Source organism: Enterobacter sp. HG048, assembly GCF_024702055.1.
Taxonomy (GTDB): Bacteria; Pseudomonadota; Gammaproteobacteria; order Enterobacterales; family Enterobacteriaceae; genus Enterobacter; species Enterobacter dykesii.
Genome location: NZ_JANLIZ010000001.1, coordinates 591,773 through 617,208 on the forward strand (window position 1 = coordinate 591,773; position 25,436 = coordinate 617,208).

Sequence of the window (25,436 nt, forward strand, 5' to 3'; positions counted from 1 at the left end):
TTCGATGCGGTTGTTTATTGCCGAAAAGCCGAGCCTGGCCCGTGCCATCGCCGACGTGCTGCCTAAGCCGCATCGCAAGGGCGACGGCTTTATCGAATGCGGTAACGGGCAGGTGGTCACCTGGTGTATCGGTCACCTGCTTGAGCAGGCGCAGCCGGACGTCTATGACAGCCGCTACGCCCGCTGGAATTTGAACGATCTGCCCATCGTGCCGGAAAAATGGCGGCTGCAGCCCCGTCCCTCCGTCACTAAACAGCTCAACGTGATCAAGCGTTACCTGCATGAGGCCGCTGAAATTGTGCATGCGGGTGACCCGGACAGGGAAGGGCAGCTGCTGGTGGATGAAGTGCTGGACTATCTGGAGCTGGCGCCTGAAAAGCGCCAGCAGGTGCAGCGCTGCCTGATAAACGACCTCAACCCGCAGGCCGTCGAGCGGGCGATCTCGCGCCTGCGCGCCAACAGCGAGTTTATTCCGCTGTGCGTCTCGGCATTAGCCCGCGCCCGCGCCGACTGGCTGTACGGCATCAATATGACCCGCGCCTACACCATCCTCGGGCGCAACGCGGGCTATCAGGGCGTACTTTCCGTGGGGCGCGTGCAGACGCCGGTGCTGGGGCTGGTCGTGCGTCGCGACGAAGAGATTGAGAACTTCGTCGCCAAAGATTTCTTTGAGGTGAAAGCGCATATCGTCACGCCTAAAGACGAGCGCTTTACCGCCGTCTGGCAGCCGAGCGACGCCTGCGAATCGTACCAGGATGAAGAGGGGCGCTTGCTGCACCGCCCGCTGGCGGATCACGTGGTTAACCGCATTACCGGCCAGTCGGCTATCGTCACCAGCTATAACGATAAACGGGAATCAGAACCTGCGCCGCTGCCGTTTTCGCTTTCTGCTCTTCAGATTGAGGCGGCCAAAAAGTTTGGCTTGAGCGCGCAGAACGTGCTGGATATCTGCCAGAAGCTCTACGAAACCCATAAGCTCATCACCTATCCGCGTTCGGACAGCCGCTATCTGCCGGAAGAGCACTTTGCCGGACGCCATTCGGTGATGAACGCCATCGGCGTACACGCGCCGGATCTGCTCCCGCAGCCGGCGGTGAACCCGGACACCCATAACCGCTGCTGGGACGACAAAAAGGTCGATGCCCACCACGCGATTATTCCGACTGCGCGCGCCAGCAGCGTCAACCTGACCGACAACGAAGCGAAGGTCTATAACCTGATCGCCCGTCAGTACCTGATGCAGTTCTGCCCGGACGCGGTATTCCGTAAGTGCGTGATTGAGCTTGAGATTGCCAAAGGCAAGTTTATCGCCAAAGCGCGTTTCCTTGCGGAAGCGGGCTGGCGCACGCTGCTCGGTAACAAAGAGCGCGACGAGGAGAACGACGGCACGCCGCTGCCGGTGGTCGCCAAAGATGACGAACTGCTGTGCGAGAAGGGCGAAGTGGTTGAACGTCAGACCCAGCCGCCGCGCCATTTCACTGATGCGACGCTGCTGTCGGCGATGACCGGTATCGCCCGGTTTGTGCAGGATAAAGATCTGAAGAAGATCCTGCGCGCCACCGACGGTCTGGGGACGGAAGCGACGCGAGCGGGGATCATCGAGCTGCTCTTTAAGCGCGGTTTCCTGGAGAAAAAAGGGCGCTATATCCACTCAACGGAACCGGGCCGGGCGCTAATCCACTCTCTGCCGGAGCTGGCCGCCAGGCCGGACATGACCGCGCACTGGGAATCGGTGCTGACGCAGATCAGCGAGAAGCAGTGTCGCTATCAGGACTTTATGCAGCCGCTGGTCGGGACGCTTTACCAGCTGATCGATCAGGCGCGCAGCACGCCGGTGAAAACGTTCAGAGGGATGGTTGCCCCCGGTAGCGGCGCGAAGAAACCGTTCAAGAAGAAAAAGAGCGCGGCCTGATATGCCCGGTTTTCTCCCTCTCCCTGTGGGAGAGGGCCAGGGTGAGGGTACCCGGCCGCACGATATAAACCTTAAATCACACCCTGCCCAATCATCGCATCCGCCACCTTCACGAACCCGGCAATATTCGCTCCGCGCACGTAGTTGGTTTGCGATGCCTCGCCGCCGTACTCCACGCAGGCATGGTGAATATCCAGCATGATGTGGTGCAGGCGCGCATCCACTTTCTCCGCCTTCCAGCCGAGACGCGCGGCGTTTTGCGCCATTTCGAGGCCGGAGGTCGCCACGCCGCCCGCGTTAGCGGCCTTGCCCGGCGCAAACAGCACGCCCGCTTCCAGGAACAGGTCCGTCGCATCGATGGTGGTCGGCATATTTGCCCCTTCGGCCACCGCTTTTACGCCGTTGCTAATCAGGGTACGCGCGGCGTCCGCATCCAGCTCGTTCTGCGTGGCGCACGGCAGGGCGATATCCACCGGAACGCTCCACGGCTGTTTCCCTTCCTGGTAGGTCAGGCCAAACTCCCGGGCATAATCCGCCACGCGGCCATCGCGGCTGGCTTTGATTTCACACAGGCGCGCCAGCTTCTCTGCCGTGAAGCCCGCTTCATCCACCACCGTGCCGCTGGAATCAGAGGCGGTCACCACGCGAGCGCCAAGCTGCATCGCTTTCTCAATAGCGTACTGCGCCACGTTACCGGAGCCGGACACCGCGACGCGCATACCTTCAAAGCCTAAACCGTGACGCTTGAGCATCGCCTCGGTGAAGTAAACCAGGCCGTATCCTGTCGCTTCCGGGCGGATCAGGCTCCCGCCAAACGACAGTCCCTTGCCGGTAAAGACGCAGGCGCTGTTGTTGGAGAGCTTTTTCATCATCCCGGCCATAAAGCCCACTTCACGTCCGCCCACGCCGATATCACCGGCAGGAACGTCGGTATCCGGGCCGAGGTGACGGTAGAGTTCGGTCATCAGCGCCTGGCAGAAGCGCATGACTTCGCCTTCGCTTTTGCCTTTCGGGTCGAAATCGCTGCCGCCTTTGCCGCCGCCCATCGGCAGCGTGGTGAGGGCGTTTTTAAAGGTCTGCTCGAAGCCGAGGAATTTCAGAATCGACAGGTTCACGGACGGATGAAAACGCATGCCGCCCTTAAACGGGCCAATCGCCGAGTTAAACTGAACGCGCCAGGCGCGGTTAACCTGTACCTGGTTGCGATCGTCAACCCACGTCACGCGGAACTGGATCACGCGCTCTGGCTCGACAAGGCGTTCAAGCAGCGACATCTGGCGATAACGCGGGTTTTGTTCAAGGAAGGGCCACAGGGTGGTCATAACTTCACGCACGGCCTGCGCGAACTCGCTTTGGTGAGGGTCGCGCTGCTGAACATGGGCAAGGAAACTTTCCAGAGAGCGTGTCTGATCCATAGATATAAGAACCTCTTATCGTATTTTATGTGTATTACTTATGCGATTTGTGTTGTTTTTTTGACTATACCACCCGTACCGCTTTGTGAGGCAAGCAGAAATTTATGACGAAAGGGAAATTAATGGGAGGACGGGCGTCATAACGAAAAGCGATGAAGAGATAAATTAAAGGTTCCGCTCTGGTTTACCGTTATAGTCAATATCAGGACACAACAGGAAGGCAAGTCGATGAACCGTTACGTGATGACCGCGTTATGTTTGATGTTTACCGCTGGCGCTCAGGCTGACCGCATTCGTCCGGATGTGGAAGTGAATGTGCCCCCGGAAGTGTTTAGCTCCAGCGGCCAGAATCAAACGGTGCAGCCCTGTAATCAGTGCTGTATCTATCAGAATCAGAACTACTCGGAAGGGGCCGTTGTGAAAGCGGACGGCATTCTGCTGCAGTGCCAGCGCGACGAGCGCGCCATCAGTACGAACCCGCTGGTCTGGCGTCGCGTAAAACAATAAACGCTTCCAGCAGCGGAATATCCGCGGGGGCTAAGGCGTAGCCAAACGCCTCTTCCGGCGTACACCACGCGAGCGCGCTGTGGTAGTGCGCCGTGAGCTCGCCGCGAAAAGCAGGAACGTGCCACGCATGCAGGTTAATCAACCGCTGCGAGACTTCGCGCTGGTGGCTTGCCACGTATTGTGCAGGCTGCGCTTCAATACCCAGCTCTTCACGCAGCTCGCGGATAAGCGCTTCTGGCTGGGTTTCTCCGGCCTCGACTTTACCGCCTGCAAACTCCCACATTCCCGGCTGATCGGCGTGGGCAGGGCGCTGCGCCAGTAAAATGTTGCCGTCTTTTTCGATGATGGCGGCAACGACATCGAGTGTTTTCAGCATGGTCGTCAATAATTGATAGCGAAAAAATAAATGCGCCCGGAAGGGCGCACAGGAAAAGATTTTTTAAAAGGCTTACGCGTCATTACAGCTTGAATTTAGCCCACACCGGCGCGTGGTCAGACGGTTTTTCCATGCTGCGGATATCGTAGTCGATCCCGGTTTCGATGCAGCGCTCGGCCAGCGGCGAACTGGCGAGCAGCAGGTCGATACGCAGGCCGCGGTTGTCGTCAAAGCCTTTTGAGCGGTAGTCAAACCACGAGAAGCGGTCCTGCGTTTCCGGGTTGGCGGTACGGAAGGTATCCACCAGCCCCCAGTCCAGCAGGCGCTTCATCCACTCACGCTCTTCCGGCAGGAAGGAGCATTTTCCGGTACGCAGCCAGCGTTTGCGGCTGTCTTCACCGATGCCAATATCCAGATCGGTCGGGCTGATATTCACATCACCCATGATCAGCACCGGATTGTCTTTGTTCAGTTCGGTGGTCAGATAGTCCTGCAGATCCTGATAAAACTTGGCTTTAGCCGGGAATTTGGTCGGATGGTCGCGGCTCTCGCCCTGGGGAAAGTAACCATTAATCACGGTGATGTTCCCCAGCGGGGAAGGCAGTTCCGCCATGATGATGCGGCGCTGCGCTTCTTCGTCATCGCCGGGAAACCCACGGCGGACTGAAACTGGCGTCTCTTTGGTCAACAGAGCAACGCCATAGTGACCTTTCTGCCCATGATAAAAGACGTTGTAGCCGAGCTTCGCCACCTCTTCGAGGGGGAACATGTCGTCGTGAACCTTGGTCTCCTGCAGGCCGATCACATCTGGCTGATGTTGCTCAACAATGGCTTCAAGCTGATGGGGGCGGGCGCGCAGGCCGTTGATATTAAAAGAGACAAATTTCATAGTCGCTGCCAGTGCAAGGTGAATAGTGCATGGATGGTAGCAGAATTTGGGTCAACTGTTACCGGGTTCGGCCAATAACTGCGACAGATAATGCCGGTGGTGCAATATTTGCACCATTCTGACGCGCATCGCCCTCAAACAGGGCGTAAATGACCGATAAATTTCGCGAGCGATCACAATTCCAGAATTATATTTGGCCTGTGCATACTCTTTCTGCTTTTCATGCGGCAAAGCGCCGCTTGTCGTAAAAATATTCACTTTTTATGCACTAACAGTGAATAACTCCATATTGTAACTTATTGATATTCTGTTACCTCAACCCGTTTATGCAATTTTATCGCTGGCTGGCACGAAGGCTGCAATCTACATTCACAGTGCAAACACTCAATTATTTAACATTCAAATAACTTTTTATTTACCGGATGAGGTCGCTATGTCTCTGTCAATTACGCGTGAAAATTTCGATGAATGGATGATGCCGGTTTACGCTCCGGCGGCTTTTATTCCGGTTCGTGGGGAAGGCTCGCGCCTGTGGGATCAGCAGGGTAAAGAGTATATCGACTTTGCAGGTGGGATTGCGGTCAACGCGCTGGGTCACGCGCACCCGGCGCTGCGTCAGGCGCTGAATGAACAGGCGGCGAAGTTCTGGCATACCGGCAACGGCTTTACTAACGAGCCCGCGCTGCGCCTGGCCAAAAAACTGATCGACGCGACGTTTGCCGAAAAAGTCTTTTTCTGTAACTCAGGGGCGGAAGCCAACGAAGCGGCGCTGAAGCTGGCGCGCAAATATGCGCACGATAAATTTGGAACCCACAAGAGCGGCATCGTGGCGTTTAAAAATGCCTTCCACGGGCGCACGCTCTTTACCGTCAGCGCGGGCGGCCAGCCTTCCTACTCGCAGGATTTCGCCCCGCTGCCGCCGGATATCCGTCACGGCATCTATAACGATCTGCAGTCCGCCAGCGAGCTGATTAACGACACCACCTGCGCGGTGATCGTCGAGCCGATGCAGGGTGAGGGCGGCGTTCTTCCGGCGCAAAAAGCGTTTCTGCAGGGGCTGCGCGAGCTGTGCGATCGCCACAACGCGGTCCTGATTTTCGACGAAGTGCAGACCGGCGTGGGCCGCACCGGCGAGCTGTATGCCTACATGCACTACGGCGTGACGCCGGACGTGCTTTCGACTGCCAAAGCGCTGGGGGGCGGCTTCCCGATTGGCGCGACGTTGACCACCGATAAATTCGCCAGCGTAATGACCGTGGGTACCCACGGCACCACCTACGGCGGCAACCCGCTGGCAACCGCCGTCGCCGGGCAGGTTCTGGACATCATTAACACGCCTGAGGTGCTGAAAGGCGTTAAGCAGCGTCACGACTGGTTTGTTGAACGTCTGAACGCCATCAACGGCAAAACGGGGCTGTTTAAAGAAATTCGCGGTCTGGGGCTGTTAATCGGCTGCGAGCTCACCGCCGAGTTTGCCGGAAAAGCTAAACTTATTTCACAGGAAGCGGCAAAAGTGGGCGTGATGGTGCTGATTGCCGGTGCCAACGTGGTGCGTTTTGCGCCGGCGCTGATCGTCAGTGAGGAAGAGGTGCAAACCGGTCTCGACCGTTTTGCGCTGGCGTGTGAAAAAGTGAAATCCGGGGTGTCATCATGATGGTCATCCGTCCCGTTGAGCGCGGCGATCTCGCCGGGCTCATGCAGCTTGCCGGTAAGACGGGAGGCGGGCTGACCTCGCTTCCTGCCGATGAAAAAACGCTGTCGGCGCGTATCGAGCGCGCCCTGCAAACCTGGCAGGGGACGTTGCCAAAAAGCGAACAGGGTTATGTGTTCGTGCTGGAAGACACCGACACGGGGACCGTGGCCGGGATCTGCGCCATCGAAGTGGCCGTCGGGCTTAACGACCCGTGGTACAACTATCGCGTCGGCACCATGGTTCACGCCTCGAAAGAGCTGAACGTCTATAACGCGCTACCTACGCTGTTTCTCTGCAATGACCACACGGGCGCCAGCGAGCTCTGCACGCTGTTCCTCGATCCGGCCTGGCGCAAAGAGGGCAACGGCTATCTGCTCTCTAAGTCGCGCTTTATGTTTATGGCCGCCTTCCGCGATCGCTTTAACGAAAAAGTGGTCGCCGAGATGCGCGGCGTAATCGACGACACCGGCTACTCGCCGTTCTGGGAGAGCCTGGGCGAGCGCTTCTTCTCGATGGAGTTCAGCCGGGCGGACTATCTCTGCGGCACCGGCCAGAAAGCCTTTATTGCCGAGCTGATGCCGAAGCATCCTATCTACACCCATTTCCTCAGCCCGGAAGCGCAGGCGGTGATTGGCGAAGTCCATCCGCAAACCGCGCCCGCCCGCGCGGTGCTGGAGAAAGAGGGCTTCCGCTACCGGAACTATGTCGACATCTTTGACGGCGGCCCAACGCTTGAGTGCGATATCGACCGCGTGCGCGCGATCCGTAAAAGCCGTCTGGTTGAGGTCTCTGAAGGTCAGCCCGCGCCGGGTGACTGGCCCGCCTGTCTGGTGTCGAACGAAAATTACGTCAACTTCCGCGCCATGCTGGTGCGTACCAACCCGAAATGTGAACGTCTGGTGCTGACGGCTGCAGAACTGGATGCCCTGAAATGTAACGCCGGCGATACGGTTCGCCTGGTGCGTCTCTGCCCTGAGGAGAAAACAGCATGACATTATGGATTAACGGTGACTGGGTCACGGGCGAAGGCGAAGAGCGCGTAAAGACCAATCCGGTTGGAAAAGAGGTGCTCTGGAAGGGGCATGACGCCAGCTCAGGGCAGGTCGAACAGGCCTGCCAGGCCGCGCGCCGCGCGTTTCCGGCGTGGGCAAAACAGCCTTTCGCCGTGCGCCAGGAAATTGTTGAAAAGTTCGCCGGCCTGCTGGAGGCAAACAGGGCCGAACTGACGCGCATCATCGCGTCTGAAACCAGTAAACCGCGATGGGAAGCGGCAACCGAAGTGACGGCCATGATCAACAAAATCGCTATTTCGGTGAAGGCGTATCACACCCGCACCGGCGAACAGCACACCGACATGCCGGACGGCGCGGCCACGCTGCGCCACCGGCCGCACGGCGTCCTGGCGGTGTTTGGCCCCTATAACTTCCCGGGACACCTGCCAAATGGTCACATTGTGCCCGCGCTGCTGGCGGGCAATACCGTTATTTTCAAACCGAGCGAGCTCACGCCATTAACCGGCGAGGCGGTGGTTAAGCTGTGGGAACAGGCCGGCCTGCCGCCGGGCGTGCTGAACCTGGTGCAGGGCGGGCGGGAAACCGGTCAGGCGCTGAGCGCGCTGAGCGATATCGACGGCCTGCTGTTTACCGGCAGCGCCGGTACGGGCTATCAGCTGCACCGCCAGCTGGCAGGGCAGCCGGAGAAAATTCTGGCGCTGGAGATGGGCGGCAACAATCCGCTGATTGTGGAAGACCCTGACGATATCGACGCCGCGGTGCACCTGACGATCCAGTCCGCCTTTATTACCGCCGGACAGCGCTGCACCTGTGCCCGCCGCCTGCTGGTGAAGCGGGGCGCACGGGGGGATGTCTTCCTGAAACGTCTGGTAGAGGTGAGCGCGCGTCTGGTGCCAGCCGCGTGGGATGCCGACCCGCAGCCGTTTATCGGCGGACTGATTTCCGAACAGGCCGCGCTGAACGTGCTGAAGGCCTGGCAGGACCACGTCGCGCGCGGCGGGAAAACCCTGCTTGAGCCGAAGCAGGTTCAGCCGGGCACCTCGCTGCTGACGCCGGGCATCGTAGAGATGAGCGGCGCAAGCAACGTGCCGGATGAAGAGGTCTTTGGCCCGCTGCTGTGCGTCTGGCGTTACGACGATTTCGATGCGGCCATTGCGATGGCGAACAACACCCGCTACGGCCTGTCAAGCGGGCTGATTTCGCCGCATCGCGAGAAGTTTGATCGGCTGCTGCTGGAAGCGCGCGCCGGGATTGTTAACTGGAATAAACCGCTGACCGGGGCCGCGAGCACCGCGCCGTTCGGCGGCGTGGGCGCGTCGGGCAACCATCGCGCCAGCGCATGGTATGCCGCTGATTACTGCGCGTGGCCGATGGCGAGCCTGGAGACCCCGGCGCTGACGCTGCCGGAGACGCTTAATCCGGGGCTGGATTTTACCGGAGGGGATCGTCATGAAAGCGCGTGAGGTTAACTTTGACGGGCTGGTGGGGCTGACGCACCACTATGCCGGTCTCTCTTTTGGTAATGAAGCCTCGACGAAGCACCGTTTTCAGGTGTCGAACCCGAAGCTGGCGGCGAAGCAGGGGCTGCTGAAGATGAAGGCGCTGGCGGATGCCGGTTTCCCGCAGGCGGTGATCCCGCCGCAGGAACGCCCGAACGTGGCTGTCCTTCGTCAGCTCGGCTTTAGCGGTACCGATGAGCAGGTGGTAGAAAAAGCGGGTACGCAGACGCCGCACCTGCTCTCCGCGGCAAGCTCTGCCTCCTCTATGTGGGTGGCAAACGCGGCGACCGTCGCGCCGTCAGCCGACACGCTGGATGGCAAAGTTCATCTGACGGTGGCGAACCTGAACAATAAATTCCACCGCGCCACCGAAGCGGAAACCACCGAGCGCGTTCTGCGCGCCATTTTCAACCATGACGCCCATTTTGAGGTGCATCAGGCTCTGCCGCAGGTGGCGATGTTTGGCGACGAAGGCGCGGCCAACCATAACCGCCTGGGGGGCGATTATGGCGACCCGGGCCTGCAGCTGTTTATCTACGGGCGAGAAGAGGGGGGCCACGCCGCGCCAACCCGTTATCCTGCGCGTCAGACGCTGGCGGCCAGCCAGGCGGTTGCCCGCCTGAACCAGGTCAATCCTTCGCAGGTGGTTTTTGCCCAGCAAAACCCGCACGTGATTGACCAGGGCGTGTTCCATAACGACGTGATTGCCGTTTCTAACCGTCAGGTGCTGTTCTGTCACGAGCAGGCGTTTGCCCATCAGGAGAAGCTGCTCGCCACGCTGCATGAGCGCGTGCGCGGCTTCACGCCTATCCAGGTGCCAACAGAGGCGGTGAGCGTGCAGGACGCGGTAGAAACCTATCTGTTCAATAGCCAGCTGCTGAGCCGTGACGATGGCAGCATGATGCTGGTCCTGCCGCAGGAGTCCCGGGATCATAAAGGCGTGTGGCGCTACCTGACGGAGCTGGTCAAGGCCGATAACCCGATTGACGAACTGCGCGTGTTTGACCTGCGCGAAAGCATGGCCAACGGCGGTGGTCCCGCCTGTTTACGTCTGCGCGTGGTCTTGACTCAGGACGAAATGCAGGCGGTGAACCCCGCGGTAATGATGAACGATACGCTCTTTACGCGGCTGAATGACTGGGTCGATCGCTACTATCGGGATCGTCTGACGCAGGCGGATCTGGTTGACCCGCAGCTTCTGCGTGAAGGGCGCGAGGCGCTGGACGCGTTATCGACAATCCTGCAGCTGGGATCGGTTTACCCGTTCCAGCGCTAAAGGAGTGGATATGGAAAATTTACTGGCGCTGACCCTGGCCGATGAGACGCCGGAACAGAAAGAGGGGGATGGCCCCTCATTTCGCTGGCGGTGGCTAGGGCGCGGGGTGCTTGAGCTGACGCCGACCGTAAAAAGCGATCTGTCGCTGCTGCTTTCAACGGGTCTCCACGGGAATGAAACCGCACCCGTTGAGATTGTCGATCTGCTGCTGCGTGCGCTGTACCGCAATGAGATCGCCCTGAAGTGCCGCATGCTGGTGGTGCTCGGCAATCCTCCCGCGCTGGCGCAAAACAAACGGTATCTGGTGAGCGACATTAACCGCATGTTCGGCGGCCGCTGGTCGCAGTTTCCCCAGAGCGATGAAACGGCGCGGGCCGAGTGGCTGGAGAACCTCGTGACCGCGTTTTTTGCCGCCGCGGGGCCGGCGCGCTGGCATCTGGATCTGCATACGGCAATCCGCGCTTCTTACCACGTCCGCTTCGGCGTTCTGCCGCAGCGCAGTCAGCCGTGGGATGAAGCGTTCCTGAGCTGGCTGGGTGACGCCGGGCTGGAGGCGCTGGTCTTTCATCAGTCGCCGGGCGGAACCTTTACCCATTTCACCTGTGAACGTTTCGCTGCGCTGTCCTGCACGCTGGAGCTGGGAAAAGCGCTGCCGTTTGGCCAGAACGATCTCACTCGCTTTGCGCCAACGCATCTCGCCCTTCGGGCGCTGCTGGGAGGAACGGCTCCTGAACATGCGCATCAGCCCGTCGAGCGGTATCGGGTCGTACAGCAGATCACGCGCCGCAGCGATGCCTTCCTGCTCCATATGGCCGCGCATACTCTGAACTTCACGCCGTTTCGCAAAGGGGCGCTGCTGGCCGAGGATGGCGAGGAGCGTTACGAGGTACAGAAAACCACCGAGTATGTTTTATTCCCTAACCCCACCGTCGCGTTTGGCCTGCGTGCCGGATTGATGCTGGAAAAAATATCCTGAACCTTTCCCCTCTCATCATCCGGGAGGGGGAGGTAAAAAAATTTTCTTAACGATTAAAGCGCTTGCACTTGTTTTGCAGAATATTCCTGGTGAATTGCTTTATTATTGATCTTCACTTCGCTATACTCCTGCTTAATCTCTTTAAAATCATCGCATTGAATATTTCTTGTTGCAACTCTCCACGCTTTATCCTTATTTCCTCCACATTTGGCGAAAATTTGTTTTTTACACTTTCATTGTTTTACCGTTGCTCTGACTAATTGACGATAAACCCCGTAAAGTTAATCTCGTCAACACGGCATAGCGCCGAAGAATAACTGAAAGAAAGGAAATAAATTATGCGTAAGTTTACTGCACTGTTTGTTGCTTCTACCCTGGCTCTGGGCGCTACCAGCATGGCGTTCGCCGCAGATACTGCGACCACTGCACCTGCCGCGCCTGCTGAAGGCAAAATGATGATGCATCATAAAGGTCCGGGTATGCACAACGAGATGATGATGTTTAAGGATCTCAACCTGACGGATGCGCAGAAGCAGCAGATCCGCGACATCAGAAAAGGTGAACGCGACCAGATGAAACGTCCTCCGCTTGAAGAGCGCCGTGCGATGCATGACATCATCGCCAGCGACAGCTTCGATAAGGCGAAAGCCGAAGCGCAGATCGACAAAATGGCCGAGCAGCACAAAGCCCGCATGCTGGCTCACATGGAAACCCAGAACAAGATCTACAACATTCTGACCCCGGAACAGAAAAAACAATTTAATGCGAATTTTGAGAAGCGTCTGACAGAACGTCCGGCGATGGAAGGTAAAATGCCAGCACCAACCGAATAATCGGTTCACTCTCTTAAGACCGCCGGGATCCTGTCCACAAAAGCGCAACCGCTGTGGACAGGACCGGCGGTTTTTCTTTCCTGCCCTCTTGCCTGCCGCCGCCAGCGCGGTATCCTCCTGTAGTCGCGTCAGAGAATGTTTGCAGAGTCATGGCGTTAGAATTTTTATTAACGTTCCGCTAAGGCCTGCCCGCTCTGCTGCCGATACTGTTTCTGTGAATACCCAACGATAACAAACAAGACAGCAACGATAGCGATATCCTTGCCCTGGCACGGGTTGTGCCATTCAGGAGTGGTGATGGAGTTCTTTGATATCCGTAAGATGCCGGTCAGCCTCTGGCGCAATGGTGCTGGCGAAACGCGTGAGATTTGCTGCTTCCCTCCCGCGACGCGCGATTTTCACTGGCGTGCCAGTATCGCGACGATTGCCAGCAACGGCGAATTCTCCTCGTTTCCCGGTGTTGACCGGGTGATTACCTTACTGGAAGGGGGAGAGGTGACGCTGGATGCGGGACAGGCATTCTTCCATACCTTGAAGCACCACCAGCCCTATAGTTTTGCCGGCGATCTGCCGGTGAAAGCGCTGCTGTCCGATGGGCGGATGGCGATGGACTTTAACATCATGACCCGGCGCGACTGCTGCAAGGCGAAGGTACGCGTTGCTGACCGAACCTTTACCACCTTTGGCTCACGCGGGGGCGTGGTGTTCGTGCTAAGCGGGGCGTGGCAGCTGGGTGATAAATTGCTGACGGCCGATCAGGGCGCCAGCTGGGAGGAGGGTACCCATACGCTGCGCCTGCTGGAGGCTCAGGGCACCTTATTGTTCAGCGAAATCACGTGGCTGCCGGGTCATTGAGCACAATGATCTCAAACTTTCCGGCCAGGACCGGTTTACAGAGAATTTTGTAGCCATCGTGGTCAAATCCGGCGGGCGTGCGCAGCAGGGTTGCCGCGTCGTTGATGTCGTCTACAGCGCCCAGCCAGAGCCAGTTGTTGACGATGTGATACTGGGTCATTGCCTCACCCACTTCTTTTAGCGCAACGGCGCTTTCCCAGGGCCAGCAGTTCACGCTGATGGCCGCCAGACCGGTGAGAAGCCGGGCGTGATGCGCCTCAACGCTCTCTTTCCCGCAGCACGCTCCGGCGCAGCGCTTCAGCGCGGACCGAAAACAGGCGCGTCCGCGGGTGGTTGCCTCAAGACCTAAAAGGCTGTAGCAAAGCTGTAAATCGTCCGCCAGCGTCTGCAGTGCCTGGAGCGCGGCGCGTTTATTGGCGAACAGCCCATAGAGATTCGGGGCATGAGAAAAATCGACGTCGCGCGCGTAGACGACCTGCGGTTTGCCATCGTTTATCTGCAGGGAGCAGAGCTGACGGTTGCGGCGCAGGCGCTTGTTGAACAGCGGCTGTTGTTCTTTTATCAACCGCGCCTCCAGCAGCAGCGCGCCCATTTCTCCCGCCGTCTGGAACCAGGTAATGCGTCGCGACTGGCGCAGCATGGCGGCCTCGTCCGGCGTACGGAGATGGGATAACACCCGACTGCGAATGTTAACGCTCTTGCCGATATAGAGCGGCAGGGTGTCGCTTTCACCGTGAAAAATGTACACGCCCGGCTGTTTAGGCAGCGCCTCAAGCCAGGGGCGAAGGTGTTCGGGATATTCGTAGATAGCCGCCGCTTCAAACTCAAGACGCGGGGCGGATTGACGCCTGCTCACATACTGCTCCATATACTGTTCAGGCATACAGTGTAGCAGGAGTGTGGTGGTTAAAAAAGAGCCGGGTGGCGGCTAAGCCTTACCCGGCCTAGAAAACGGGTTACCGTTTTGCGTTTATTTCCAGAAGTCGTCAAACACCGTAATAGGCGTGTGGCGCTTGTGCTCGGTTTTCAGATACCAGCCCTCGATGATTTTCGCGGTCCGTTCATCCAGCTTTTTGCCTTCCAGATAATCATCGATGTTGTCATAGGTGACGCCAAGGGCCGCTTCATCCGGCAGGGAAGGGCGATCGTCTTCAAGGTCCGCTGTCGGCGCTTTCTTATACAGATGCTCAGGACACCCCAGCGCAGCCAGCAGCTGCTTACCCTGACGCTTGTTGAGACGGAAGATCGGGTTAATGTCGGTGCCGCCGTCGCCGTATTTGGTGAAGAAACCGGTGATCGCTTCTGCCGCATGGTCGGTGCCGACGACAACGCCTTTGGTCATCCCGGCGATGCTGTACTGCGCTTTCATGCGCTCGCGGGCTTTCTCGTTGCCGCGGACAAAATCGCTCAGCTCAATGCCCGCTTCGCGAAGCGCCTGCTCGCTTGCCAGCACCGAACCCTTAATATTCACGGTCAGCACGCGGTCAGGCTGAATGAAGGCAATGGCATCCTGGCAATCCTGCTCGTCCGCCTGTACGCCATAAGGAAGACGCACGGCGATAAACTGCAGTTTCTCATCGCCCGTCTCTTCGCGAAGCTCTGAAATCGCCATCTGGCAGAGTTTACCGGTCAGGGTAGAGTCCTGCCCGCCGCTGATGCCCAGCACCAGGGATTTCAGGAAAGCGTTCTTTTTTAAGTACGATTTTAAAAAATCCACGCTGCGGCGGATCTCTTCATGTGCATCTACCGTAGGCTTCGCGCCCAGTGCCTGAATAATCTCTTGTTGCAGAGCCATCACGCCCTCCATATGCAGTACATAAACAGAATGTGTTAGCTGTTAAAACTAACCCTTTGGGCGAGAAACGACAAGGATCACAGTTTCGAGTGCGCTAATTTGCGCCGATTTAGCAGGTTATCGTTGTTTTATTAGAATTTTCCGAAATTCGTCTGGCGTAACTCACAAAGTTGAACAATAGTACTTTTTATCCCATGCTTAGATAACACGCTGATAAACAAGAGGACGGAATATGAACAAGAACGTAGCAGGAATTCTTAGCGCAGCGGCGGTACTGACTATGCTGGCAGGGTGTACGGCTTACGATCGCACTAAGGATCAGTTTACGCAGCCCGTAGTAAAAGACGTTAAAAAAGGGATGACCCGTTCGCAGGTGGCTGCGATTGCCGGTAAACCTTCTTCTGAAGTGACCATGATTCATGCGAAAGGGACCTGCCAGACCTATATCCTGGGTCAACGTGATGGTAAGGCAGAAACCTACTTCGTCGCCCTGGATGATACCGGTCATGTGATCAACTCCGGCTATCAGACCTGTGCTGAATACGACACCGATCCACAGGCACCTAAGGCGCAGTAACCCTGCTTGCCTGAGGATGTTAACAAACCGGCCCATGGGCCGGTTTTTTTATGCATCAGAAAATCTTATTTCTTTGCGCGAATTATTTGCCCGAAATGTGAAGGGAGTCAACAAGCCAGGTCAATGAGAGACAATTTGAGCCTATCCAGAATTATCCCCTGTCTGTACCATTGCGTATACTCACTCCAACGATAAACAACAGTACGCAAGCTACCTGTCTGCCGGGACAGCGAGTCGAGTGATAGCGCGATGGCAGGTAGTTATACAAGAGGGAAATCACGATGGAAAAGAAACATATCTACCTGTTCTGCTCAGCGGGCATGTCAACGTCGCTTCTGGTGTCAAAGATGCGTGCGCAGGCTGAAAAGTATGAAGTCCCTGTGGTGATTGAAGCGTTTCCAGAGACGCTGGCGGGCGAAAAAGGCCAGACAGCCGATGTTGTTTTACTGGGGCCGCAAATTGCCTATATGTTGCCCGAAATTCAACGACTGTTACCGAATAAACCGGTCGAAGTGATCGACTCGGGGCTGTACGGCAAGATTGATGGTTTAGGTGTTCTTAAAGCTGCTGTGGCAGCCATTAAAAAAGCGGCTAATTAATTTTTATTTTTCCCGTCAAAGAGTTATTTCACACACAATACGCCGTAACATGCGTTACGGCATTTAAGGGTATTTTCCAATGAGTAAAGTCATCGCTTCACTTGAAAAGGTACTCCTTCCTTTTGCTGTTAAAATAGGAAAGCAGCCTCACGTTAATGCCATCAAAAACGGCTTTATTAAATTAATGCCGTTGACGCTGGCCGGGGCCATGTTCGTTTTAATTAACAACGTTTTTCTGAGCTTTGGTGAAGGTTCCTTCTTTTATTCATTAGGAATTCGGTTAGACGCATCCACTATTGAAACCCTTAATGGTTTTAAAGCCATCGGCGGCAACGTCTATAACGGTACGTTAGGGATTATGTCGCTGATGGCGCCTTTCTTTATTGGGATGGCGCTGGCAGAAGAGCGTAAAGTGGATCCGCTGGCTGCCGGGTTATTATCGGTTGCCGCCTTTATGACCGTCACGCCGTACAGCGTGGGCGAAGCCTACGCCGTTGGCGCCAACTGGCTGGGCGGGGCCAACATTATCTCCGGTATTGTTATCGGCCTGGTGGTGGCAGAAATGTTCACCTTTATTATTCGTCGCAACTGGGTTATCCGCCTGCCGGATAGCGTACCGGCTTCCGTTTCTCGTTCATTTTCCGCGTTGATTCCAGGCTTCATTATTCTTTCCATCATGGGGATTATCGCCTGGGCGCTCTCCCATTGGGGCACAAACTTCCACCAGATCATCATGGACTCTATCTCTACGCCGCTGGCGTCGATGGGGGGCGTGGTCGGTTGGGCGTATGTGATTTTCACCTCTCTGCTGTGGTTCTTTGGCGTGCATGGTTCACTGGCACTGGCCGCGCTGGACAGCGGGATTATGACCCCCTGGGCACTGGAAAACGTTGCGCTTTACCAGCAGTACGGCTCCGTTGACGCGGCGCTGGCAGCGGGTAAAACCTTCCATGTGTGGGCGAAGCCGATGCTTGACTCCTATATCTTCCTGGGCGGTACCGGGGCGACCTTGGGTCTGATCATCGCGGTCTTTATTGTCTCTCGTCGTGCTGACTATCGTCAGGTCGCGAAGCTAGCGCTGCCATCCGGCATCTTCCAGATTAACGAACCGATTCTGTTCGGTCTGCCAATCATCATGAACCCGGTAATGTTCATTCCGTTCATCCTGATTCAGCCGCTGCTGGCCGCGATCACCCTGACGGCGTATTACATGGGCATCATTCCACCGGTCACCAACATTGCGCCGTGGACCATGCCGGCGGGCCTGGGCGCCTTCTTCAACACCAACGGCAGCGTTGCGGCCTTCCTGCTGGCGATATTCAACCTTGGGATTGCTACCCTGGTGTACATGCCGTTCGTAGCGATTGCCAACAAAGCCGCCACCATTATTGATGAAGAAGAGAGCGAAGAGGATATTGCCCTCTCACTGAAATTCTAAGATTGACCGGCGCGGGGAAGCCCGCGCCAGCCACAAGGAGCTTAAACATGTTAGATTTGGATAGTATTGTCGCAGACGAAGCCGTCGAGAACGATCTCGAAGAAGTGGTGATGGGGCTTATCATCAACTCCGGACAGGCCCGCAGCCTGGCTTATGCCGCACTGAAGCAGGCCAAGCAGGGGGATTTCGCCGCGGCGAAAACCATGATGGACCAGTCCCGCACGGCGCTGAACGAAGCGCACCTGGTGCAGACAAAGCTGATTGAAGGCGACCAGGGCGAAGGGAAGATGAAGGTCAGCCTGGTGCTGGTCCACGCGCAGGATCACCTGATGACCTCGATGCTGGCGCGTGAGCTGGTGGCGGAGCTCATCGAGCTTCACGAGAAAATGCACTGAGTCGGATTTCGCAGCAGGAGGTCAGCACGATGGAAATTAAAACCGCACTTGAGCAGCAGCTGTTTAACGGCAAAAATTTTCACGTGGTTATCTACAACAAGACGGAGAGCGCCAGTGGTCTGCACCAGCATGACTACTACGAGTTCACGATTGTTCTGACCGGCCGCTACTACCAGGAGATCAACGGTAAGCGCGTCCTGCTTGAGCGAGGAGATTTTGTCTTCCTGCCAATGGGGTCCTATCATCAGAGCTTTTATGAATTTGGTGCCACCCGCATTCTGAACGTGGGCGTCAGCAGACGTTTCTTTGAGAAGCACTATCTGCCGCTGGTGCCGTTCTGCTTTGTGGCCTCCCAGGTCTATCGGGTCAAAAACGAGTTCATGACCTGGATTGAAACGGTTATCGCCTCGCTTAACTTCCGCGACAATGAATTTGATGAGTTTATTGAAACGGTGACCTTCTACGTGATGAACCGGCTGCGCCATCATCGTGAGGAGCAGCAGGTGACGGATGATATTCCACAGTGGCTGCGCAGCACCGTTGAGCTGATGCACGATAAAGGCCAGTTCAGCGAAAATGCGCTGGAAAACATGGTGTCACTGTCGGGAAAATCCCAGGAATATCTGACTCGCGCGACGCAGCGCTATTATCGTAAAACACCCGTGCAAATTATTAATGAAATCCGCATTAACTTTGCCAAAAAACAGCTGGAAATTACCAACTACTCTGTCACCGATATTGCGTACGAGTCAGGATACAGCAGTCCCAGCCTGTTTATTAAGACCTTTAAAAAATTGACTTCATTTACACCGAACAGTTACCGGAAGAATTTGACGGTAATTAATTAACTTTCGGCGGATTACCCGCCACAAATATTGCTTTAATGGCTTGCCCAAATAGCGGGAAGAGTACGCTATACCTTGCAGGCGATTAACCTGATACGCTAAGGGAGATATTATGCAGAAGAAATTAAAAGTCGTAACCATTGGTGGCGGCAGCAGCTATACCCCGGAATTACTGGAAGGTTTCCTGAAACGTTATCATGAATTACCGGTCAGCGAATTATGGCTGGTGGACGTGGAGGAAGGTCAGGAAAAGCTGAATATTATTTTCGACCTGTGCAAGCGCATGGTGGAGAAAGCGGGCGTGCCTCTGACCGTGCATAAAACTCTCGATCGCCGTCTGGCGCTGAAAGATGCGGACTTCGTGACCACCCAGCTGCGTGTTGGCCAGCTGAAAGCGCGCGAGCTGGACGAGCGTATTCCGCTGAGCCATGGCTATCTCGGGCAGGAAACTAACGGCGCGGGGGGCCTGTTCAAAGGCCTGCGTACCATCCCGGTTATTTTCGACATCGTCAAAGACGTGCAGGAGATCTGCCCGAACGCGTGGGTGATTAACTTCACCAACCCGGCCGGGATGGTGACCGAGGCGGTCTATCGCCATACCGGCTTCAAACGCTTTATCGGCGTCTGTAATATTCCGATTGGTATGAAGATGTTTATCCGCGACGTGCTGGCGCTGAACGACAGCGACGATCTCTCCATCGACCTGTTCGGCCTGAACCACATGGTGTTCATTAAAGACGTTATCGTGAACGGTAAATCGCGCTTTGCCGAACTGCTGGACGGCGTGGCTTCCGGTCGCCTGACGGCGGCATCGGTGAAAAACATCTTTGACCTGCCGTTCAGCGAAGGGCTGATCCGCTCGCTGAACCTGCTGCCGTGCTCGTACCTGCTTTACTACTTCAAGCAGAAAGAGATGCTGGCCATCGAAATGGGCGAGTATTATAAGGGCGGCGCGCGCGCGCAGATCGTTCAGAAGGTTGAGAAGCAGCTGTTCGATTTGTATAAAGATCCGAACCTGAACGTCAAACCGAAAGAGCTGGAGCAGCGCGGCGGGGCCTACTACTCCGATGCGGCGTGTGAAGTGATTAATGCTATCTACAACGACAAGCAGGCGGAACACTATGTCAACGTGCCGCACCACGGCCATATCGACAATATCCCGGCGGACTGGGCCGTTGAGATGACCTGCATCCTGGGACGCGATGGCGCTAAACCGCATCCACGCATCACCCACTTCGATGATAAGGTCATGGGCCTGATCCACACCATCAAAGGCTTTGAAGTGGCGGCAAGCAACGCGGCGCTGAGCGGCGAGCTCAATGACGTGCTGCTGGCCCTGAACCTCAGCCCGCTGGTGCATTCCGACCGGGACGCGGAGAAGCTGGCCAGCGAGATGATCCTGGCGCATGAAAAATGGTTGCCGAACTTTGCCGCCACCATCGAGAAGCTGAAGTTCAAACAGCAATAAGAGGAAGCACAATGGAAAACCTGCTGATCGTTAATGCTGATGATTTTGGCCTCTCGAAAGGTCAGAACTACGGCATTATTGAAGCCTGTCGCCGGGGTGTTGTGACCTCGACCACGGCACTGGTGAATGGTGAGGCGGTTGAACACGCGGCGCAGCTGAGCAGCGAGGTGCCGGAGCTGGGCGTCGGCATGCATTTTGTGCTGACGCTCGGGATGCCGCTTTCGCCAATGCCGGGCCTGACGCGCGACGGCCAGCTGGGCAAATGGATTTGGGAACTGGCGGAGCAGGGCGCTCTGCCGCTCGAAGAGATTGCCCGCGAGCTGGAGCGTCAGTTCAACCGCTTTGTTGACGCGTTTGGTAAGGCGCCGACGCACATCGACAGCCATCACCACGTGCATATGATCCCGGCTATTTTCCCCATTGTCGCTGAGTTTGCACAGCGTAAAGGGGTGGCGATGCGCGTGGATCGGGAGGCGCGCGGCGTGCCTGACTGCGCCGCGACCACCACTGAGGGGTTCAGCAGCGCATTTTACGGCGACGAGATCGACGAAGCGCTGTTCCTGAAGGTGCTGGATGATTCCGCCGCGCGGGGGGAACGGTCGCTGGAAGTCATGGCGCATCCTGCTTTTGTCGATAATACCGTGCGTAAGAGCGCCTACTGCTGGCCGCGCCTGGCGGAGCTGGACGTGCTGACGTCGGCATCGCTGAAGTATGCGATTGCCGAGCGTGGGTATCGGTTGGGGACGTTCGGGAATCTTTAAAGACAAAGCAAGTAGAAATGTAGGCCGGGTAAGCGCAAGCGCCACCCGGCTTTTTTTACGCCGGAATCTGATCGATCTTACTGCTGCGCGACCAGACGCGGTGCGCGGCGAGCAAATCAAACAGCTTCGTCATAAAGGCATCGTCAACGTTATCGCCCTCGACAATGCCGTCCTCACCCTGATCGGCCACCTTCAGCTGCGCCTTAAACCGTCGCGCGTCGCCGGACAGCGCGATCGGTTTCAGGTGCTTGTAGGCCTCAAGCAGATAATAGACGGCGTCACCGTTGGTCAGCAGGCTGTCTATATCCCCGCACGGCACAATCACCGCATCGACGGTCAGCGATGGCGCCCCGGCAAAGGTTGCCGCCACCGGCAGCACGGAGCCGTCATCGGCGGTCACTTCCCCCATGCGGGAATAAAGCAGTTTCGCATGCACGCCCTGGGTCTTCAGCGCCTGCATAATCCCCAGCACGTCGCTGGCGCGGGTTTTGTCGTTCAGCAGAATGGCGACCACGCGGCCTTTAATCGAGCCACCCGGCACGGCATACAGGCTCAGCGACGGATCTTTCTTGACGCCGTTAACCTCTTTCGGCGGGGCAAGGTTGCGCTGTTCGTCGGTCAGCGTAATGCCCAGGTTATCCGCAACGCTCTGGGCGAGCTGAATATCAATGCGCGCCAGCTGATCGACCACCCGCTCGCGGATGTAGGTGCGCACCACTTTGCTCAGCTCAAAGCTGAAGCCGCCGATAATGTGCTGTTGCTCAATCGGCGTCTGGCTGTTCCAGAACAGGCGAGGGTGGGCGTAATACTCGCCGAACGACGGGCTGCGCTCGCGAATTTTGTTGCCGTCGATACGCTCCTGGTACGATTCGAATCCACCGCGTTTCGGCGCCGGAGGCGTTTCGCGCGGCCAGTTATCGTTGATGGAGTTCGGCTCATAGTTCGCCGGGTTGGTATCAATATCCTGACGGTGCATCCCGTCGCGCTGGAAATTGTGGTACGGGCAGGTTGGGCGGTTAATCGGGATTTCGTGGAAGTTCGGCCCGCCAAGACGGCTGATCTGCGTATCGGTATACGAGAACAAGCGACCCTGCAGGAGCGGATCGTTGGTGAAGTCCAGCCCCGGCACGATATGCCCTGGGTGGAACGCGGCCTGCTCGTTTTCGGCAAAGAAGTTATCCGGGTTACGGTTGAGCACCATTTTGCCCACCAGTTGAACCGGCACCAGCTCTTCCGGGATCAGCTTCGTCGGGTCAAGCAGGTCGAAATCGAACCTAAATTCGTCCTCTTCCGGAATGAGCTGCAGACCCAGTTCGTATTCCGGGAAGTCGCCCGCTTCAATGGACTCCCACAGCTCGCGGCGATGGAAGTCCGGATCGCGTCCGGTCAGCTTCTGCGCCTCGTCCCACACCAGCGAGGCTTTGCCCGCTACCGGCTTCCAGTGAAAGCGCACAAACGTGGCTTTCCCCTCGGCGTTGATCATCCGGAAGGTGTGGATGCCAAACCCTTCCATGGTGCGGTAGCTGCGTGGAATGCCGCGGTCTGACATCGCCCACATCACGTTGTGTAAGGTTTCAGGCTGCAGGGAGACATAGTCCCAGAAGGTGTCGTGCGCACTTTGTCCCTGCGGTATGGCCCAGTGGGGCTCCGGTTTTACCGCATGGACAAAGTCAGGAAATTTATGCGCATCCTGAATGAAGAACACCGGGGTGTTATTGCCCACCAGATCGAAAATACCCTCTTCGGTATAAAACTTGGTGGCAAAGCCGCGGATATCTCGAACCGTGTCCGCCGACCCTGCGCCGCCCTGCACGGTGGAGAAGCGCACAAATACCGGAGTGATTTTGTCCGGGTCGGAGAGGAAGTCCGCTTTGGTGATGTCTTTCAGGCTCTTGTAGGGCTGGAAGTAGCCGTGCGCAGCCGAGCCGCGCGCGTGGACGATGCGTTCCGGTATCCGCTCGTGGTCAAAATGGGTGATTTTTTCCCGCAGGATAAAGTCTTCCAGCAGGGTTGGCCCGCGCGCGCCTGCGCGAAGGGAGTTCTGATCGTCAGCAATGCGTACGCCCTGATTGGTGGTGAGCGCAAAACCTTCGCCGCCTTTACGGTGTGGCTCAAGCGATTTCAGCTTCTCGTTTCCCGTGTCCGGCGATTTCATGCTTCCCGGTGCGGTAGGCTGTTCGCCCGGTGCGGAAGGGCCAGGGGAGGGGCGGTGAGAGCCGTCAGCAGGGGCGAGAGAGTCCATACCCGGTTGAGATTCTTCAGTGCCATGAATCGGTGATTGATGTGTTTTATCTTTGTTCGACATTGCACGCTTCTCCTTTATCCATTGCTAAAAACCCTATTAAGGATAGAACAATGTCGCGGGATGGCTCGCGAACTAAGAGTTTTCACATGCCGTCATTGAAGAAAGGAGCCTTCTCGTCCACTCGGGGCGCGACGGAAGGCAGCAGGATCGGCTATCATAGAATTTTCCTGCTTCAAGAATTTGCTTTAGTGAACCAGTCGCTTATGAAACCTCTTCGTCAACAAAACCGCCAGGTTATTAGCTATGTGCCCCGCGTTGAGCCCGCGCCGCCTGACCATGCCCTGAAAGTGGAGGGCTTTCGCGATGTCTGGCAGCTGCGGGGGAAATATGTGGCCTTCGTGCTGATCGGCGAACACTTCCGTCGTTCACCCACGTTTACGGTGCCGGAATCGGCGCAGCGGTGGGCGATGCAGATCCGCCAGGATGAAGAGGTTGAAGAATAACAGCCATAAAAAAACCGCCATCAGGCGGTTTTTTTATTTCAAAGTGGTTAACGGTGCGCCAGCTCGGCGTCGTCTTCACTTTCCAGAATCGCTTTGTCGGTCTGCTTCAGCCACTGGCTGGTCAGCGTACCGGCGGTCATGGAGCCGCTCACGTTCAGCGCGGTACGGCCCATGTCGATCAGCGGCTCAACGGAGATCAGCAGGGCGACCAGCGTCACCGGCAGACCCAGCGCAGGCAGAACAATCAGCGCAGCAAAGGTTGCGCCGCCGCCAACGCCCGCAACGCCTGCGGAGCTTATGGTAACAATTCCGACCAGCGTGGCGATCCAGACCGGATCCAGCGGGTTGATCCCAACCGTTGGGGCAACCATCACCGCCAGCATCGCCGGGTAGAGTCCCGCACAGCCGTTCTGACCAATGGTGGCACCAAAGGAGGCAGAGAAGCTGGCGATGGATTCAGGCACGCCCAGACGACGGGTCTGCGCTTCAACGTTCAGCGGAATAGACGCGGCGCTGGAACGGCTGGTGAAGGCAAAGGTCAGTACCGGCCAGACTTTACGGAAGTATTTCAGCGGGCTGACGCCGTTCACGCCCAGCAGGATGCCGTGCACCACGAACATGATGCCCAGGCCCAGATAAGAGGCGACAACGAAGCTGCCCAGCTTAATGATGTCCTGCAGGTTAGAGCCGGCAACCACTTTGGTCATCAGCGCCAGCACGCCGTAAGGGGTGAGCTGCATGACCAGACGAACCAGCTTCATCACCCAGCTTTGCAGGGTGTCAATCGCGGTCAGCACGCGTTCACCTTTAGGCGCGTCGTCTTTCAGCAGCTTCAGCGCCGCTACGCCCAGGAACGCGGCGAAGATAACTACGCTGATGATCGAGGTTGGGCTCGCACCGGTCAGGTCAGCAAACGGGTTCTTCGGAATGAAGGAGAGCACCATCTGCGGCACGGTCAGGTCAGCCACTTTACCAACGTAGTTGGTTTGAATCGCGGTAAGACGCGCCGTTTCAGCGGTACCCTGAACCAGGCCTTCTGCGGTCAGGCCAAACAGGTTGGTGACCAGCACACCCACCAGCGCGGCAATCAGCGTGGTGAACAGCAGCGTACCGATGGTCAGGAAACTGATTTTTCCCAGCTGCGTGGCGTTATGCAGGCGGGCCACGGCGCTCAGAATAGAGGCGAACACCAGCGGCATAACGATCATCTGCAGCAGCTGAACATAGCCGTTACCGACGATGTTGAACCACTGAATAGAGTCTTTCAGAACTGGATTATCGGAGCCATAAATTGCCTGTAATGCCAGACCAAATACGACACCCATGGCCAGACCAACCAGCACTTTTTTCGCCAGGCTCCACTGTTTGTGGCGCGCCTGCGCGAGAAGCAATAGCAATACAACGAACACAACGACGTTCGCGATGAGTGGAAAATTCATCCCCGTTCTCCTGATTTATTATTGGATCGGTTTTTACCGATCCTGTTGGCGGAAGGTTAGCAGAAGTGTGATGTAGCGCTTATATCCAAATGGAATGGGTTATGACAAATGGGATAATTTTGTCGGT

At 56.9% G+C, this 25,436-nt stretch carries 24 protein-coding genes; 17 read left to right on the plus strand and 7 right to left on the minus strand.

The features are described from left to right. Nucleotides 1–4: 4 nt before the first annotated feature. Nucleotides 5–1,912, plus strand: a complete 1,908-nt coding sequence (locus tag NUX24_RS02905) for a DNA topoisomerase III (protein ID WP_257829815.1) — start codon at nucleotides 5–7, stop codon at nucleotides 1,910–1,912. A 71-nt stretch (nucleotides 1,913–1,983) separates the two neighbouring features. On the opposite strand, the gene gdhA is transcribed toward NUX24_RS02905, so the two are convergent. Beyond that, nucleotides 1,984–3,327 carry an NADP-specific glutamate dehydrogenase gene (gdhA, locus tag NUX24_RS02910; RefSeq protein ID WP_126328300.1) on the minus strand — a complete coding sequence of 448 codons (1,344 nt, stop codon included), beginning with the start codon at nucleotides 3,325–3,327 and terminating at the stop codon, nucleotides 1,984–1,986. A gap of 228 nt (nucleotides 3,328–3,555) precedes the next feature. Between gdhA and NUX24_RS02915 the strand changes: the two genes are divergently transcribed. Further along, on the plus strand, nucleotides 3,556–3,834 hold the full coding sequence (locus NUX24_RS02915) for a DUF1496 domain-containing protein (RefSeq protein ID WP_047651934.1): 279 nt from the start codon (nucleotides 3,556–3,558) through the stop codon (nucleotides 3,832–3,834). Here NUX24_RS02915 and NUX24_RS02920 read toward each other — a convergent pair. Together NUX24_RS02920 and xthA are read right to left on the minus strand one after the other, a co-directional pair. Beyond that, nucleotides 3,794–4,210, minus strand: coding sequence for a pyrimidine (deoxy)nucleoside triphosphate diphosphatase (locus NUX24_RS02920; protein WP_047651935.1), 417 nt, complete (start codon nucleotides 4,208–4,210; stop codon nucleotides 3,794–3,796). The genes NUX24_RS02915 and NUX24_RS02920 overlap by 41 nt on opposite strands. An 82-nt stretch (nucleotides 4,211–4,292) precedes the next feature. Beyond that, nucleotides 4,293–5,099: an exodeoxyribonuclease III gene (gene xthA, locus NUX24_RS02925; protein ID WP_257829816.1), complete on the minus strand. Its 807-nt coding sequence runs from the start codon at nucleotides 5,097–5,099 to the stop codon at nucleotides 4,293–4,295. Between the two features lie 433 nt (nucleotides 5,100–5,532). Between xthA and NUX24_RS02930 the strand changes: the two genes are divergently transcribed. The 7 genes from NUX24_RS02930 to ves all read left to right on the plus strand — a co-directional run bounded on the left by NUX24_RS02930 (nucleotide 5,533) and on the right by ves (nucleotide 13,244). Then, nucleotides 5,533–6,753 (plus strand): aspartate aminotransferase family protein, encoded by a 1,221-nt coding sequence (locus NUX24_RS02930; RefSeq protein ID WP_257829817.1) that lies wholly within the window; start codon nucleotides 5,533–5,535, stop codon nucleotides 6,751–6,753. After that, nucleotides 6,750–7,784 carry an arginine N-succinyltransferase gene (gene astA / locus NUX24_RS02935; protein WP_257829818.1) on the plus strand — a complete coding sequence of 345 codons (1,035 nt, stop codon included), beginning with the start codon at nucleotides 6,750–6,752 and terminating at the stop codon, nucleotides 7,782–7,784. Before NUX24_RS02930 ends, astA begins: the two co-directional genes overlap by 4 nt. Then, nucleotides 7,781–9,268 (plus strand): succinylglutamate-semialdehyde dehydrogenase, encoded by a 1,488-nt coding sequence (gene astD / locus NUX24_RS02940; protein ID WP_257829819.1) that lies wholly within the window; start codon nucleotides 7,781–7,783, stop codon nucleotides 9,266–9,268. Before astA ends, astD begins: the two co-directional genes overlap by 4 nt. Then, entirely contained in the window at nucleotides 9,255–10,580 is a 1,326-nt protein-coding gene (gene astB / locus NUX24_RS02945) for an N-succinylarginine dihydrolase (protein WP_047651940.1), read from the plus strand. The genes astD and astB overlap by 14 nt, the downstream gene beginning before the upstream one ends. A 10-nt stretch (nucleotides 10,581–10,590) precedes the next feature. Then, nucleotides 10,591–11,556 (plus strand): succinylglutamate desuccinylase, encoded by a 966-nt coding sequence (gene astE, locus NUX24_RS02950; RefSeq protein ID WP_257829820.1) that lies wholly within the window; start codon nucleotides 10,591–10,593, stop codon nucleotides 11,554–11,556. A gap of 338 nt (nucleotides 11,557–11,894) precedes the next feature. Next, complete coding sequence (gene spy, locus NUX24_RS02955; protein WP_047651943.1) at nucleotides 11,895–12,389, plus strand: ATP-independent periplasmic protein-refolding chaperone Spy; 495 nt, start codon at nucleotides 11,895–11,897, stop codon at nucleotides 12,387–12,389. Nucleotides 12,390–12,686: 297 nt separating this feature from the next. After that, nucleotides 12,687–13,244, plus strand: coding sequence for an environmental stress-induced protein Ves (gene ves, locus NUX24_RS02960; RefSeq protein ID WP_126328306.1), 558 nt, complete (start codon nucleotides 12,687–12,689; stop codon nucleotides 13,242–13,244). Here ves and cho read toward each other — a convergent pair. Beyond that, on the minus strand, nucleotides 13,222–14,100 hold the full coding sequence (gene cho / locus NUX24_RS02965; RefSeq protein WP_121931787.1) for an excinuclease Cho: 879 nt from the start codon (nucleotides 14,098–14,100) through the stop codon (nucleotides 13,222–13,224). The genes ves and cho overlap by 23 nt on opposite strands. 114 nt (nucleotides 14,101–14,214) lie before the next feature. Then, nucleotides 14,215–15,039, minus strand: a complete 825-nt coding sequence (nadE, locus tag NUX24_RS02970; protein WP_047651945.1) for an ammonia-dependent NAD(+) synthetase — start codon at nucleotides 15,037–15,039, stop codon at nucleotides 14,215–14,217. A gap of 232 nt (nucleotides 15,040–15,271) precedes the next feature. On the opposite strand from nadE, the gene osmE reads away from it, so the two are divergent. The 7 genes from osmE (at nucleotide 15,272) to chbG (ending at nucleotide 21,122) form a co-directional block, all read left to right on the plus strand. After that, complete coding sequence (gene osmE, locus NUX24_RS02975) at nucleotides 15,272–15,616, plus strand: osmotically-inducible lipoprotein OsmE (protein ID WP_010430142.1); 345 nt, start codon at nucleotides 15,272–15,274, stop codon at nucleotides 15,614–15,616. Nucleotides 15,617–15,897: 281 nt separating this feature from the next. Further along, nucleotides 15,898–16,215 carry a PTS N,N'-diacetylchitobiose transporter subunit IIB gene (gene chbB / locus NUX24_RS02980; protein WP_008500676.1) on the plus strand — a complete coding sequence of 106 codons (318 nt, stop codon included), beginning with the start codon at nucleotides 15,898–15,900 and terminating at the stop codon, nucleotides 16,213–16,215. A gap of 79 nt (nucleotides 16,216–16,294) precedes the next feature. Beyond that, nucleotides 16,295–17,653, plus strand: coding sequence for a PTS N,N'-diacetylchitobiose transporter subunit IIC (gene chbC / locus NUX24_RS02985; RefSeq protein WP_257829821.1), 1,359 nt, complete (start codon nucleotides 16,295–16,297; stop codon nucleotides 17,651–17,653). Between the two features lie 47 nt (nucleotides 17,654–17,700). After that, a complete protein-coding gene (chbA, locus tag NUX24_RS02990; protein ID WP_023311284.1) occupies nucleotides 17,701–18,048 on the plus strand; it encodes a PTS N,N'-diacetylchitobiose transporter subunit IIA in 348 nt (115 codons plus the stop codon). Nucleotides 18,049–18,053: 5 nt separating this feature from the next. Beyond that, complete coding sequence (chbR, locus tag NUX24_RS02995) at nucleotides 18,054–18,896, plus strand: transcriptional regulator ChbR (RefSeq protein ID WP_071789366.1); 843 nt, start codon at nucleotides 18,054–18,056, stop codon at nucleotides 18,894–18,896. 109 nt (nucleotides 18,897–19,005) lie between these two features. Continuing rightward, entirely contained in the window at nucleotides 19,006–20,361 is a 1,356-nt protein-coding gene (locus NUX24_RS03000) for a 6-phospho-beta-glucosidase (RefSeq protein ID WP_257829822.1), read from the plus strand. 11 nt (nucleotides 20,362–20,372) lie between these two features. Further along, nucleotides 20,373–21,122, plus strand: coding sequence for a chitin disaccharide deacetylase (gene chbG / locus NUX24_RS03005; RefSeq protein WP_047651949.1), 750 nt, complete (start codon nucleotides 20,373–20,375; stop codon nucleotides 21,120–21,122). Between the two features lie 55 nt (nucleotides 21,123–21,177). On the opposite strand, the gene katE is transcribed toward chbG, so the two are convergent. Next, nucleotides 21,178–23,427 (minus strand): catalase HPII, encoded by a 2,250-nt coding sequence (gene katE, locus NUX24_RS03010; RefSeq protein WP_047651950.1) that lies wholly within the window; start codon nucleotides 23,425–23,427, stop codon nucleotides 21,178–21,180. 86 nt (nucleotides 23,428–23,513) lie between these two features. Here katE and cedA point away from each other — a divergent pair, with 86 nt between their 5' ends. Continuing rightward, a complete protein-coding gene (gene cedA / locus NUX24_RS03015; protein WP_257829993.1) occupies nucleotides 23,514–23,870 on the plus strand; it encodes a cell division activator CedA in 357 nt (118 codons plus the stop codon). 47 nt (nucleotides 23,871–23,917) lie between these two features. On the opposite strand, the gene NUX24_RS03020 is transcribed toward cedA, so the two are convergent. Beyond that, nucleotides 23,918–25,309, minus strand: a complete 1,392-nt coding sequence (locus NUX24_RS03020; protein ID WP_029740442.1) for an L-cystine transporter — start codon at nucleotides 25,307–25,309, stop codon at nucleotides 23,918–23,920. Nucleotides 25,310–25,436 lie beyond the last annotated feature (127 nt).

Excerpts from the sequence above, each read along its gene's own strand:
- NUX24_RS02905 (WP_257829815.1), top strand. The coding sequence starts at position 5 with ATGCGGTTGTTTATTGCCGAAAAGCCGAGCCTGGCCCGTGCCATCGCC.
- gdhA (WP_126328300.1), bottom strand. The coding sequence starts at position 3,327 with ATGGATCAGACACGCTCTCTGGAAAGTTTCCTTGCCCATGTTCAGCAG.
- NUX24_RS02915 (WP_047651934.1), top strand. The coding sequence starts at position 3,556 with ATGAACCGTTACGTGATGACCGCGTTATGTTTGATGTTTACCGCTGGC.
- NUX24_RS02920 (WP_047651935.1), bottom strand. The coding sequence starts at position 4,210 with ATGCTGAAAACACTCGATGTCGTTGCCGCCATCATCGAAAAAGACGGC.
- xthA (WP_257829816.1), bottom strand. The coding sequence starts at position 5,099 with ATGAAATTTGTCTCTTTTAATATCAACGGCCTGCGCGCCCGCCCCCAT.
- NUX24_RS02930 (WP_257829817.1), top strand. The coding sequence starts at position 5,533 with ATGTCTCTGTCAATTACGCGTGAAAATTTCGATGAATGGATGATGCCG.
- astA (WP_257829818.1), top strand. The coding sequence starts at position 6,750 with ATGATGGTCATCCGTCCCGTTGAGCGCGGCGATCTCGCCGGGCTCATG.
- astD (WP_257829819.1), top strand. The coding sequence starts at position 7,781 with ATGACATTATGGATTAACGGTGACTGGGTCACGGGCGAAGGCGAAGAG.
- astB (WP_047651940.1), top strand. The coding sequence starts at position 9,255 with ATGAAAGCGCGTGAGGTTAACTTTGACGGGCTGGTGGGGCTGACGCAC.
- astE (WP_257829820.1), top strand. The coding sequence starts at position 10,591 with ATGGAAAATTTACTGGCGCTGACCCTGGCCGATGAGACGCCGGAACAG.
- spy (WP_047651943.1), top strand. The coding sequence starts at position 11,895 with ATGCGTAAGTTTACTGCACTGTTTGTTGCTTCTACCCTGGCTCTGGGC.
- ves (WP_126328306.1), top strand. The coding sequence starts at position 12,687 with ATGGAGTTCTTTGATATCCGTAAGATGCCGGTCAGCCTCTGGCGCAAT.
- nadE (WP_047651945.1), bottom strand. The coding sequence starts at position 15,039 with ATGGCTCTGCAACAAGAGATTATTCAGGCACTGGGCGCGAAGCCTACG.
- osmE (WP_010430142.1), top strand. The coding sequence starts at position 15,272 with ATGAACAAGAACGTAGCAGGAATTCTTAGCGCAGCGGCGGTACTGACT.
- chbB (WP_008500676.1), top strand. The coding sequence starts at position 15,898 with ATGGAAAAGAAACATATCTACCTGTTCTGCTCAGCGGGCATGTCAACG.
- chbC (WP_257829821.1), top strand. The coding sequence starts at position 16,295 with ATGAGTAAAGTCATCGCTTCACTTGAAAAGGTACTCCTTCCTTTTGCT.
- chbA (WP_023311284.1), top strand. The coding sequence starts at position 17,701 with ATGTTAGATTTGGATAGTATTGTCGCAGACGAAGCCGTCGAGAACGAT.
- NUX24_RS03000 (WP_257829822.1), top strand. The coding sequence starts at position 19,006 with ATGCAGAAGAAATTAAAAGTCGTAACCATTGGTGGCGGCAGCAGCTAT.
- chbG (WP_047651949.1), top strand. The coding sequence starts at position 20,373 with ATGGAAAACCTGCTGATCGTTAATGCTGATGATTTTGGCCTCTCGAAA.
- katE (WP_047651950.1), bottom strand. The coding sequence starts at position 23,427 with ATGTCGAACAAAGATAAAACACATCAATCACCGATTCATGGCACTGAA.
- cedA (WP_257829993.1), top strand. The coding sequence starts at position 23,514 with ATGCCGTCATTGAAGAAAGGAGCCTTCTCGTCCACTCGGGGCGCGACG.
- NUX24_RS03020 (WP_029740442.1), bottom strand. The coding sequence starts at position 25,309 with ATGAATTTTCCACTCATCGCGAACGTCGTTGTGTTCGTTGTATTGCTA.